Here is an 11,280-nt window from a genome sequence, read left to right as displayed (position 1 = left end):
AATTTCCCTCCGGGAAAACAACCGTATCTTTCACCAGAAGAACAAATGGAGGTGAAAAAAGTGATATTGGAAAGCACACCGGAACAGGAAGGGATTGAACCGTCTCAATCGTGGGATACCCGCCTGCTTCAAAAATGGATCGAAGAACGGTTTTCTGTTACGATGTCACGTTCCGGTATCGCGGATATGCTTCATCGCTTAGGATTGCGTTGGAAGCGTACAACGTATGTATTGGCAAAAGCAAACAAAGAGAAACAGCAGGCGTTTGTACACCAGGTAGAGATGATAAAAAAAACGTAATGGACGAAAATACGGTACTGCTTGCACCAGACGAGACCCATGTTCGCTCGTATCAAGCCCTTCGGGCTACATGGTCTCCGCTGCTTCTTTTCTGGAATTCTTGAAGAAAGTGATGAAGCGCTATGCCAACAAAAAGGTCATTATGATCATCGATAATGCCCATATTCATCATGCCAAACTGCTTCGTCCTTTTCTAAAAGAGCATCATCAGAGACTCTACTTATTGTTTTTGCCGCCGTATTCACCCAATCTAAATCCAATTGAAAAGCTTTGGCGCTGGCTTAAAGATAGTGTCATTTCAAACGTGTTTCACAAAAATCAATCGGAGATTGAATAGGCGGTTCAGCGATTTTTAGACTTTACACAATCTTGTCCAGAACGAGTATTACGTCGTATTGGTCGTATTGGCTGTTAAACTGTCAATTGGAATGTATATAGCATATAGGAAATCAGCTTTTTTATATGCATTTTGGTAATTATTCGGTGTAGGCTTTTTCTTCAAATAAAGAAAAACCTCTTAAAGGTGTTGCAAAACTAACATAAAATCCAATATTATGAACAAGAACACATAGCTGGATTCGTGGTCTTCCTGTTTTGTAAACCGGTTCTTGAAGATCAATGAATTCAATATAAGCACAGATGAAACGAAGCAAGGATGTTTCAGATAAAGTAGCATGTTTTTCTGTAAAGTTGGATATCATGGTAAGTATCCACCTCGCTAGAATGGGGTTTGTCGGTACTCACCATTCTTGCCTACGAGGTGGATTTTTGATGTTTTATTCAGAGAATATACGTTTTTCAACACTATCATATAATTATATAAGGCCGCAATTTCTTTATTCAAGGAGGTAAGTATCATTCTTCCTCTCGTTCGTTTTGCTGGAAAAATTGTCGATTGGGTCGTATTTGCGGTACTCCTGTTTTTATTGGCAGCACATATTATGTATCGAATTTTAATCGCATCGGGTATACCGGTAACCTTTACACAAACTGATCTTGAATTTTTTATTAAGTTCTCCGCTGTTGTCTTTGTTCTTTTTGCTGGATATTTCGTAGTTAATTTTAAGAAAAATAATGGTTTGAAGTTATATATCATGGTAAGCGTATTGTTTATAAGCTTGGCATATTGGGCCCAATCGCTGTATATGACACTAACCTATACATATGCAGAGCTACTGGTGTATAGTGATTTGTTAGGATTGCTTGTTACAGTTCTGATTGGTCTGATATTCTTCTTAAAATTAAGCTGGAATCTACACAAACAAAAAGTCCAACCTCACTAAGAGGCGGGACTTTTTGTTTGATGAATTACGGCTTTGGTACAGTAACAAGGATTAGATGATGGAACCAATCGTATCTGCCAATGCATCCCAGATTCAGCGGTTGCTATCGGTTGCAGTGCTTTGTCCGGAATCAATGACGGATGTTCGAGAAGGAATGCTTCTGGGAAATTTTAAAACGACGATTTTGGGGAAGTTATAGCACTTGACAATTATGAATATTTAATGATTTTTACCCGGAAACAATTGAGAACAATATATCTTTATATCTATACTATAAGCATTGAGACTCATGCTCTTTGCATTCTTTTTGCAATCTCTGTAGTTTGCATTGATTTGTCTTTCATCAACAGGAAAAATGCTAAATAGATAATATTGGGAATTTTTTCATTTATTTTACAATGAGAGGAAGAAGATAGCAAGCGAAAAAGAGAAGAAAAGGGGCCTGAGCAAAGCCAGGAAAAAAGAGAGTGGCAAGCCATTTCCCCTTGTTCCTTCGCACAGGGTGCCTCTCATTTTTCTCGTATTCCTCCTCTTATCACACATGATATAGTAAAATATTAGTATTATTTATAGCTTTATCATGAACGAAAGGAATTTTCTTAATGCATATGTTTGTTACTTTAGAGCCTCAGGAAAAGGTTGTATTGCCTATTCATTATAACCATATCGTTCAGGGGTTTATCTATCATTCCATTGATGAGGGATTGGCGGAAAGGTTGCACAACCAGGGCTATGTAAGTGGCGGAAGAACGTTTCGCATGTTTGCATATTCACGATTAATGGGGCATTTCAAGATTAATCGCGAGGCAGGCAAAATTGTTTTTACAGATGCAATTAGGCTTGTATTGTCCTCCCCCATTGTAGAGTTTTGCGAATCGTTAGCGACGAATCTTCTCAGGTATCATGAAGTGCGGTTGGGCAATCATATCGTTCGTGTGAAAGCCATCGAGGCCAAGCAATACCAAATTGATGAGAATACGGTTCGGGTTCGAACGTTATCTCCTGTCGTTGCCTATAGTACGTTGAATCGTCCGGATGGCCGAAAATACACGTGTTATTTTCAGCCAGGGGAGAGCGATTTTGAGCATATTGTTCGGCAAAACATCATAAAGAAAGCACAACTGCTTCATGGCGATGAAGCATTATTCAATAAAAGTATTAGTGTCACAAGAATGGGACAATCCAGAATGCAAATTGTTAACTATAAAGGAACCATTGTCAAAGGGTACACGTCCACACTTGAATTAAAAGGGAGTCATCTTCTGCTGCAAACGGCCCTTGATTGCGGACTTGGTTCTAAAAATGCCCAAGGCTTTGGCTGTATTGTTCTTGTAAATAAGAAAAACAATCCTTGTAGGTAGGCTAAATTAACACTCAATAGTTTCAATTCCTTATAGGGAGTGTGCTTACATTATAGAAGGTGTTTTAAAGTAAGACAATATGAATTTTTTTCTAATATTTTCATGTATATTATTGACATTTTTCATTTCAATGATTATTATATAAATAAACACTCAATATAAAATAAAAAAGAGGTGAGTCTGTTGTCTGTCCCGCAAGTATACGTCTTCCGCTTGCGTCATCAATGGTGGATTGATTGTGGGATTGTGGGACTGTACCAAGTAGCTAGATCTTTGCAGTCCAAATATCCCGATATCGACATATCGCTATCTTCTGACAATCAAGAGCTTCGCTTTACATATAGTTCGCAAGACCAATTACGCGAGTTTTTGAGAGCATGCTATGAAGAGTTGGCCACGCGGCATTGGAACGTGTCCACAAAGAAGCAGCATGAGTTGCGCGAATGGGTTGTGTACAATCGCGAGCTTGACCGGTTTGATTGTAAACCGAAGCGACAGCCGACTCCGATTCCCGCCTTGTTCGTGAAAGGTTCTAGTTGGCGGGCAGAGGCCATTCCTATTTCACAACTGCACCAAGATAATCCTACCCTTGCACAACGAGCCGAACAATATATTCAGACTGAAAAAAAGACGTTCTGGGGCTCTAAAAAGCAACTATTGTTTGAACCTCCTGTGTGTCACGCCGATCTTGTTATTTTACCAGAAGAAAAAAAGAAAAAAAGTGTCTGCTCGGTATGTGGGAAAGCTTCTTCTGCTTGTGAAGATGTGTCCCAGCCAGCCTTCCTGCTATTTGCGAGTAACTCTGCGGCAAAATCATTCAATTCCGAGCTGAATAAACCGGATAAGCTGTGTTGGGAGTGCAGTTTTCTTAGCCGTTTTGCAGTGGAGACAGCACTCTATCGGAAGACGAACGACAAACTATTTATATTGCAACTTTATGCGCCGAGTGTTCGGAAGATGAGCCATCTCCAAGAAAAAATGGGAGTCTTATCGGCTGTTCGTGAATTAGACAAAGAGTATTTTTTGAGCAACATTGAGATGAAGAAGGATGGGCTACTTTATCGGGCGCGTAAGCCTTACGAATTTTTGTGGGCGTACTATAACAAGGTATATCAACTATATAAGGAAGAGCGGGATAAGCAAGCGGCGGACCCCTTCATTTTAGAACTGATGAAAATAGCGCTGGATGAAGCACCATTGCAGATGGCATTGTTTGTCGTGTCGCCTAAGGGACAGACATTTATGATCGATGAATTGGTTTTTTACGATGAGACAGCGTATATATTCCGCTTGCTTCATGAGTTAAGTATGGTTGAACCCCAAGTAGACCTGAAATCCTTTTACCATGATTTGCATGATCCAACGGATGACACGAATCCGACAATGTATCGTAACCGCATTTTACGCCGGGTGTTGGAGAAGAAGCTAATTATTGAAGAGGTGGAGCGGTTTGCTTTTCATGTTAGTCGGGAAGGTCACCACCCTAACTTACGTCATATTTTGCAGTTTACAATTTTTTATGAGTCGTTGATTCGCAAAGAAGTAGGACTTGATATAGATAAGGAGGATACAATGAATCCCGAACAAATTAAAATGGCGACCCAGTTGGGCAAGCAGATTGTATACAGCGCGCGCGACTATTTGTGCGGTTCAGATGCAAAGCGCAACGATGAATTGAAAAAGATTAAGGGAGATTTGTTTTCGCTTCGCAAAACACGCACAAAAGCGGACTTCATGAGCCAAGTTAACACGTTGCAAATGCGTTACGGAATTATTGTGCCGAAAGAATATGTAAATGGCGTGTTAGAGCAATGCCATTTTGAACATTTTAAAGCGTATGTCGTTACGAGTGCGCTTAATGCGTATAATACACTAATGTACTATAAATCGAAAGAGGGAGAGAAGACGGATGAGTAATTCGTGGAAGCAAGCGAAATGTTTAACATTAACATATGTAACAAAAGGGTCCTATGTGTCGTTAAATGGTTCCGATAAGGAAGCGGATAATATCTCCAGCATAAAAAAAATCCAAATGAATGACGGTAAAGAATATCCGTATTGTTCGTCTCAAGCGGTTCGCCGCGCGTTACGAGAACAGTTAAGTACGTTGGGATGTGTCTTATCCGAGGGAGTTGCCGGGGAACAGGAAAAGGGTGCGGCAACGACACAATGTGATCCGCAGCAGTATATTGATGATGATCTGTTCGGCTTTATGCGGGCAGACAAAGAAACAGTTAAGCGGACAAGCCCGGTGCGCGTATCTCCTCTCATCGCCCTTGATCCGTATCGTGGTGATTTAGATTTTGCAACGAACTATATGTCTACCAAAGCAGGTGGCAATCCTAATATTTTCGAATCGGAAATTCACTCCGGGTTTTATCGTGGCACGATTCTCATCGAACTGGATCGCGTGGGAGAAAAGACGGAGGGAGATAAGTATGAACTTCAATTGTCGCCGCTGGAAAAAATAGAGCGTGTATCGCTGCTGTTGGATGCGATACAAAACTTGTGGACGGTGGGCCGTCAGAGTCGGTTCTTGTCGGATATGTCGCCCAAGTTCGTTAGTGCAGCTTTGCTTCGTGTCAAAAACCCGATTTTTCTTGAATCGGTATTCGTAAAGAACAACGAGGTGAATATGAGTGTGGTAAAGCAGACACTGGCTGACTTTGAATCGGTTCTCATTGCTCATACGATGGGTGAACGCAAAGGATTCTTTGCTGCCGATCATGATGATGTACAGTCTATCGGGCAGTCGTTCCAAGAGATGAAGCAGTGGCTGCATCAAGTATATGAAGCGTAAAGCAGGAAGGAGCGATGGTTCGTTATGTTTGGGATACGAGTTGAGTTAGTCGCGGAGACGGCATGTTTTCGCGACCCCGGCGGTCAGTTATATCATGTGACGCTACCGCTTCCTCCCGTATCCACGATCGTTGGCCTAGCTGGAGCGGCATTGGGACTTTCTTTTGAACAAACATGGACATGGTTTCGGCAGGCCCAAGCGCGAGTTGGAGTAAAGGGTGCTTCCATCGGAAAAGGCAAAGATTTGTGGAACTATACGAAGTGGACGGTAGACTTGGAGAAAAAACCTCGCAACGATATTTTGAACCGTGAGTTTTTGTGTTTCGCTCCCCGTTCGCTGGAGCAGCGAGAGTTAGCAGGAACGATACAACTATACTATGCTTGTGAAGATGAATCATACGCTGGTCGTTTGTATGAAGCTTTTTTGTCTCCTGTGTATGCGTTAACATTAGGTGCTAGCGATGACTTGGCTAAATGCATTTCTGTGAAGTGGTTTGATCATTTGCCGGTTAAGGAGACAACGGAATTAAGCAATGTAATGATTAAGGGAGATTGGTCCCATGCGTTTACATTCGATTGGGAAGCGATACAACGTATGCCGCTGCGCATATCGTTAAACGCACCGAAAGTGGCGCGTTTGCCGATAGATTTTGTATTCGACGCCAAGGGTGTTCGAAAAGGAGCGCGTTATGAGAGCTTTACTTTTCTGACCCATCTGCAACGACTTAAGCAAAGTGTCGAAGCCTATTGCTTTGGGGAAGAATTCGTTCCTTTGGCACACATTCATTAAAAGTAGGTGAATACAAAAAATGAAAGAAACCTCCACGAATGTTCGCTACTATGCCAAGCCCGAATCGGGTGCGCAGGGAAGCTATGAATATCATATTGACCGCTGTCATGCTGTATGGCAGCGGATTTTTATAAGTTCGTGGTCGCAGGAGTTACAACAAACTGTAGAAGCTTTAGGTCTTCCATGGGAACAGTTTCGTGAACGGATGTGTTATGCGGTATTGATGCATGATGCAGGCAAACTGCTTCCGATATTTCAACGTCGTATGCAGCAATTATTAAAGTTAAACGGGGAAAATGAAACGGACGGTAACGAGGCGAAGGATTCCCCACAGCACTTTCGTCACGAGCTTTGGTCCGCAATCTGCATGTTCCCGCGTATCCGTGAGCGTTATGGGTTGCAATTTCCATATGACTGGTTTGCTGTCATCGGACACCATAAATTGTTGGACAAAAATTTAACCTCCTTTACAAGAGAGAAGGAGCAATGGCGGGAGTGGCCGGTTTTAGATGATGAGGCACTGCAATTTATATATCAGTATACTTCAGACAAAATGCGAGTGAGTCAATGTGAAGACGTAGGGAATGTGGTGGAGTATGCTCCGATACTGAAGAGGTTTCAAAGCCCAGATTGTAGAAAGAACTTTTTGGCCATTTGGGATGGATATGTGAAATTGATCCCTTCGCATAATCAGCAGGCTCGTCTGCAATATGCGCTGGCTAAAGGTATGTTGCACACTTGTGATTGGTTAGCATCATCGTCAGCAGATGTTGTGCTACAAAGTGCGACAACGGCTGACGATTTGTGGAATCTTATGAGGGCTAAGGTGGAAGGCGAAGGAAAGGTGTATCAGGAGCGCCCATTTCATTTGGCTTGCGCTGAAGCTCAGGGAAATATCATTGTTATTGCCCCAACCGGTTCAGGTAAGACGGAGGCAGCATTGCTCTGGGCATTACAATCTGGCTGCGGTAAAGTGATGTTCCTTATGCCAACGATGGTCACTTCAAACAATTTGTATGAACGATTGTTTAATTATTATTTCCAACAGAAAGAATGCGGTTTATCGCATTCTAGCATGGACAATTATTTTGCCAGGTCGCTAGGGCAAGAAGGTGAGTTTGCTGATCAAGAACATGTTGTGGAATTGCGAAAAACGTTGCTACTAAACAAAGCGTTTATGAAGCCTGTAATGGTATCTACAGTCGATCAACTGTTAACGACACAATTTAATACAGGAGCTTGGACGCAAAAACTATTCGCTCTTGTGGGCAATCGTGTCGTATTCGATGAAATTCATGCTTATGATACGTATACGTTAGCGCTCATAACGGAGATGATACGAACCATCCAACAGCTGGGTGGTAACGTATTGCTTATGAGTGCGACGATGCCGAGCGGTTTACGTAATCATTTTAAACAAGAGGTAGGAATTCAGCAAATTGTCGTAGCTGAAGAGTTAATGGATCGAAAGCGGGCGACATGGCGCTATATAGAGCAGCCGATTGAAGAATGTTCAAACGACATTAAACAGAAACTGAATCAGGGCAAACGCGTCGCGATTATTGTCAATACGGTGGGCCGGGCTAAGGCGCTTTACCTCGAATGGGCATCCATACTGGGAGATGAAGTATTATGCTATCATTCCGAGTTCACAATGACCGATCGTTTGGCGAAAGAGCAAAGATTAACGAATGATAAAGGAGTTGCCGTCAAGTTATTGATTGCTACACAAGCGGTCGAAGTGTCTTTGGATATTAGTTTTGACGTGATGTACAGTGAATGTGCGCCTTTGGATGCGCTCGTTCAACGGGCAGGGCGTTGTAATCGTTACGGCCTTGTATCCGATGCCGAAATGATTGTATTTCCTGTTAGTGAGGCGGCTTACAAGTATGTATACCGCGATAAACGATACCTCATTGACCGTACGAAGGACATCATTGAGCAGCATGTTGGTAAGTGGAGTGAACGGGATGTTGCCAATTTTATGGAAATTGTTTATGAGGACATGATTTGGAAAGATGATGACTATGCGGAAGGACTGCGTGCTGCGCGAAGCGGAATAGCAAGCGGTATTTTTGATAATCAGATAGATACTGAGAAGACAAGATTGTTTAAATACGCTAAAACTTCAATTATCCCTGCTTGTTACTATGAAGAGGTGATAAGACTATGCAAGGAGAAACAGTATGCGCTTGTGTCGAATTATGAAGTGCCAGTAAGTATGGCCGTATATAAAAATCATTTACAATACATGACGCTGGATAATCCTTATAAGCTCCCTTTATGCGAGGTTGAGTATAGCAGCGATATCGGACTTGTTATAAAGAAAGATGATTTTGATCATTACAGTTTTTAATAAGGGGATGGAATATGGAGGTCAGCGAATTTTCCTTTCACGTTTCCGGCACGTTTATTTGGTACTACACAATATGCAAACGGGAAGTATGGCTTTTAAGCCGCCAGTTGAACGCGGATCAAGATTTCGAAAATATAGTTCTGGGACGTTACCTAGGAGAGCACTATTACGGACGTGAGAAGAAAGAACTGGAAGTTGGAAACAGTAAAATCGACACGTACCGGTGGGACGGAGATCAGCTTGTTATTAGCGAAGTGAAGAAAAGCTCAACTTATCGGGAGAGTGCCAAGTTACAATTACAATTTTACCTTTATGAATTGCGGCAACGGGGCATTGATGCACGTGGCGAGTTGCGTTTTCCAGAAGAACGGGAAAAGGAAACGGTTGATTTAACGGATGATGATGTTGAACGTTTAGAACGTATCATTCAGGAGATACAGGAAATTGTTTCTCAGCCTTATCCACCTGTACCGAGAAAGCTCGCTGTATGCAAATCCTGTGCTTACGCGGAATTTTGCTGGAGTTAGGGGGAGATTAGTGCATGAAGAAATCGTTATATTTTTTCTCTAACGGTGTACTAAGGCGCAAGGATAATACGGTTGTATTTGAAGGGGACGGACGCCGTAAATTTGTGCCCGTGGAACATATGTCAGAATTCCATGTTTTTGGAGAAGTAGATTGCAATAAGAAGTTGCTGGAATTTTTATCTCAGAAAGAAATTGTGCTTCATTATTACGATCATTATGGCTATTATATGGGAAGTTTCTACCCGCGGGAGCACTTAAACTCGGGGTATATGATCCTAAAGCAGGCCGAACACTATATGGATGAAGCCAAGCGGAAAATACTGGCTTATCAGTTTGTGCGTGGTGCGGTACACAACATTGAAGTCGTACTTAAATATTATCGTAATCGAGCCAAAGATGTAGGGGATCGCTTGGATATCATACAATCGCTACGATCGACATTAACCCCTGATATGAGTGTTGCTGAACTAATGGGAGTAGAGGGAAATATCCGGGAGCAGTATTATCGTTCGTTCGATGCGATATTAAATAACGAAGCTTTTCGCTTTGAAAAACGCACACGCAGACCTCCACAAAATTACTTGAATACGTTGATTAGCTTTGGAAACTCTATTATGTATACGACTTGTTTGAGTGAAATATATAAAACACATCTTGATCCTCGCATTGGATTTTTGCATACGACAAATTTCAGAAAGTTCTCTCTTAATTTGGACTTAGCCGAAATCTTTAAACCGATACTGATTGACCGTGTTATTTTATCCTGTGTTGGGCGCCAAATGATCACGGAGAACGATTTTGAACGGGATAGTGAAGGGGTTATTCTAAAAGAAAAAGGTAAGCGCGTATTTATGCAAGAGTTGGACAAAAAATTTGCTACAACGTTAAAACATCGGGAGTTGGGGCGATCGGTATCGTATCGCAGATACATTCGCCTGGAAGCGTATAAGTTAGAGAAGCATTTTATGGGTGAAAAAGAGTATAAACCGTTCGCCATGACGTGGTAATGAGGGCTGAAAATGTTTGTGATTTTAGTATACGATGTTAACCAGAAGCGCGTAGCCAAAGCATTAAAAACGTGCCGAGCGTATCTGAATTGGGTGCAGAATTCTGTGTTTGAAGGCGAAATGACAGAGGCTAATTTCAAAATTCTAAAGATGAAGCTAGAAAAGATTATAGATACATCCGAGGATTCGATTATTATTTATACGTTTAGAAGCACCAAATATTCTAGGCGTGAAATCATGGGCGTGGAGAAGAACGAGTTAACTCAATTTATATAAATGACTGTCACTGTTTATGTCGTCGACCCCTAATCTTGCAAAAATGGTAGGGGATCGACGACATTTTGTTTTGGTTTAAATACGCAGAAACATTGAGGTTGGCGATATTATGTAAATAATGACATATAATATAGCGTGTTTTTGTGCTTTGTTGTGAAAGCTGAAAAAAGTGTTATGCCGCAAGGGTTTTCCCTATGTATGTTTTCATGTAAAATGGGTTTATAGCTTACCTATGAGGAATTGAAACCAAAGTATGAAAAACTGAAAGTCACAAGTCAGGGAGCGTTTATAGCTTACCTATGAGGAATTGAAACATACATGCGTAATACCGGGTCATCAGCAGGCACGCGGTTTATAGCTTACCTATGAGGAATTGAAACAGCTTTGACAGGCGTTTCCCAACCATCACGAAAATACGTTTATAGCTTACCTATGAGGAATTGAAACAAAAGATATCCTATGAAATTCATCGGAGTTATGTAGTTTATAGCTTACCTATGAGGAATTGAAACGCAATGAGGTAATGACATGCTGCCTTTGCATACAGTTTATAGCTTACCTATGTGGTGGATGTGTTTTCA

12 protein-coding genes and 1 CRISPR repeat array are annotated in these 11,280 nt (G+C 41.6%); of the genes, 11 read left to right on the top strand and 1 reads right to left on the bottom strand.

Annotated features, from left to right (window positions below; all coding sequences use genetic code 11):
* Together BLR88_RS12615 and BLR88_RS12610 are read left to right on the top strand one after the other, a co-directional pair.
* Window positions 1-300: winged helix-turn-helix domain-containing protein (locus BLR88_RS12615; RefSeq protein ID WP_217639391.1), on the top strand; the 300-nt coding region annotated here is incomplete at its 5' end.
* 70 nt (window positions 301-370) lie between these two features.
* Entirely contained in the window at window positions 371-637 is a 267-nt protein-coding gene (locus BLR88_RS12610) for a transposase (protein WP_091260828.1), read from the top strand.
* A 139-nt stretch (window positions 638-776) separates the two neighbouring features.
* On the opposite strand, the gene BLR88_RS12605 is transcribed toward BLR88_RS12610, so the two are convergent.
* On the bottom strand, window positions 777-1,001 hold the full coding sequence (locus tag BLR88_RS12605; protein ID WP_091260826.1) for a hypothetical protein: 225 nt from the start codon (window positions 999-1,001) through the stop codon (window positions 777-779).
* A gap of 640 nt (window positions 1,002-1,641) precedes the next feature.
* Here BLR88_RS12605 and BLR88_RS19605 point away from each other — a divergent pair.
* From BLR88_RS19605 to cas2, 9 genes are all read left to right on the top strand, one after another.
* The gene (locus BLR88_RS19605; RefSeq protein ID WP_217639390.1) at window positions 1,642-1,782 is read left to right on the top strand and encodes a hypothetical protein; all 141 of its coding nucleotides are present in this window, start codon (window positions 1,642-1,644) and stop codon (window positions 1,780-1,782) included.
* A gap of 403 nt (window positions 1,783-2,185) precedes the next feature.
* The gene (gene cas6 / locus BLR88_RS12595; protein WP_091260822.1) at window positions 2,186-2,944 is read left to right on the top strand and encodes a CRISPR-associated endoribonuclease Cas6; all 759 of its coding nucleotides are present in this window, start codon (window positions 2,186-2,188) and stop codon (window positions 2,942-2,944) included.
* A gap of 183 nt (window positions 2,945-3,127) precedes the next feature.
* Window positions 3,128-4,861 carry a hypothetical protein gene (locus tag BLR88_RS12590; RefSeq protein ID WP_091260821.1) on the top strand — a complete coding sequence of 578 codons (1,734 nt, stop codon included), beginning with the start codon at window positions 3,128-3,130 and terminating at the stop codon, window positions 4,859-4,861.
* Entirely contained in the window at window positions 4,854-5,744 is an 891-nt protein-coding gene (cas7i, locus tag BLR88_RS12585; RefSeq protein WP_091260819.1) for a type I-B CRISPR-associated protein Cas7/Cst2/DevR, read from the top strand. The genes BLR88_RS12590 and cas7i overlap by 8 nt, the downstream gene beginning before the upstream one ends.
* A gap of 24 nt (window positions 5,745-5,768) precedes the next feature.
* The gene (cas5, locus tag BLR88_RS12580) at window positions 5,769-6,533 is read left to right on the top strand and encodes a CRISPR-associated protein Cas5 (RefSeq protein WP_091260817.1); all 765 of its coding nucleotides are present in this window, start codon (window positions 5,769-5,771) and stop codon (window positions 6,531-6,533) included.
* Window positions 6,534-6,552: 19 nt separating this feature from the next.
* Complete coding sequence (locus BLR88_RS12575) at window positions 6,553-8,889, top strand: CRISPR-associated helicase/endonuclease Cas3 (RefSeq protein WP_091260815.1); 2,337 nt, start codon at window positions 6,553-6,555, stop codon at window positions 8,887-8,889.
* Window positions 8,890-8,903: 14 nt separating this feature from the next.
* On the top strand, window positions 8,904-9,416 hold the full coding sequence (cas4, locus tag BLR88_RS12570; RefSeq protein WP_091260813.1) for a CRISPR-associated protein Cas4: 513 nt from the start codon (window positions 8,904-8,906) through the stop codon (window positions 9,414-9,416).
* A gap of 14 nt (window positions 9,417-9,430) precedes the next feature.
* Complete coding sequence (gene cas1b / locus BLR88_RS12565) at window positions 9,431-10,423, top strand: type I-B CRISPR-associated endonuclease Cas1b (protein WP_091260811.1); 993 nt, start codon at window positions 9,431-9,433, stop codon at window positions 10,421-10,423.
* A 12-nt stretch (window positions 10,424-10,435) separates the two neighbouring features.
* The gene (gene cas2, locus BLR88_RS12560) at window positions 10,436-10,699 is read left to right on the top strand and encodes a CRISPR-associated endonuclease Cas2 (protein WP_091260809.1); all 264 of its coding nucleotides are present in this window, start codon (window positions 10,436-10,438) and stop codon (window positions 10,697-10,699) included.
* Window positions 10,700-10,916: 217 nt separating this feature from the next.
* Window positions 10,917-11,211: a CRISPR direct-repeat array (repeat unit 30 nt; unit sequence GTTTATAGCTTACCTATGAGGAATTGAAAC).
* Window positions 11,212-11,280 lie beyond the last annotated feature (69 nt).

The sequence above is a fragment of the Aneurinibacillus thermoaerophilus genome (assembly GCF_900099925.1).
GTDB lineage: Bacteria > Bacillota > Bacilli > Aneurinibacillales > Aneurinibacillaceae > Aneurinibacillus > Aneurinibacillus thermoaerophilus.
This window is presented reverse-complemented; position numbering and strand designations above follow the sequence as displayed.

Coding starts and splice junctions, on each gene's coding strand:
- BLR88_RS19605 (WP_217639390.1), top strand. CDS start 1,642: ATGGAACCAATCGTATCTGCCAATGCATCCCAGATTCAGCGGTTGCTA.
- cas2 (WP_091260809.1), top strand. CDS start 10,436: ATGTTTGTGATTTTAGTATACGATGTTAACCAGAAGCGCGTAGCCAAA.
- cas5 (WP_091260817.1), top strand. CDS start 5,769: ATGTTTGGGATACGAGTTGAGTTAGTCGCGGAGACGGCATGTTTTCGC.
- BLR88_RS12605 (WP_091260826.1), bottom strand. CDS start 1,001: ATGATATCCAACTTTACAGAAAAACATGCTACTTTATCTGAAACATCC.
- cas7i (WP_091260819.1), top strand. CDS start 4,854: ATGAGTAATTCGTGGAAGCAAGCGAAATGTTTAACATTAACATATGTA.
- BLR88_RS12610 (WP_091260828.1), top strand. CDS start 371: ATGGTCTCCGCTGCTTCTTTTCTGGAATTCTTGAAGAAAGTGATGAAG.
- cas4 (WP_091260813.1), top strand. CDS start 8,904: ATGGAGGTCAGCGAATTTTCCTTTCACGTTTCCGGCACGTTTATTTGG.
- BLR88_RS12575 (WP_091260815.1), top strand. CDS start 6,553: ATGAAAGAAACCTCCACGAATGTTCGCTACTATGCCAAGCCCGAATCG.
- cas1b (WP_091260811.1), top strand. CDS start 9,431: ATGAAGAAATCGTTATATTTTTTCTCTAACGGTGTACTAAGGCGCAAG.
- cas6 (WP_091260822.1), top strand. CDS start 2,186: ATGCATATGTTTGTTACTTTAGAGCCTCAGGAAAAGGTTGTATTGCCT.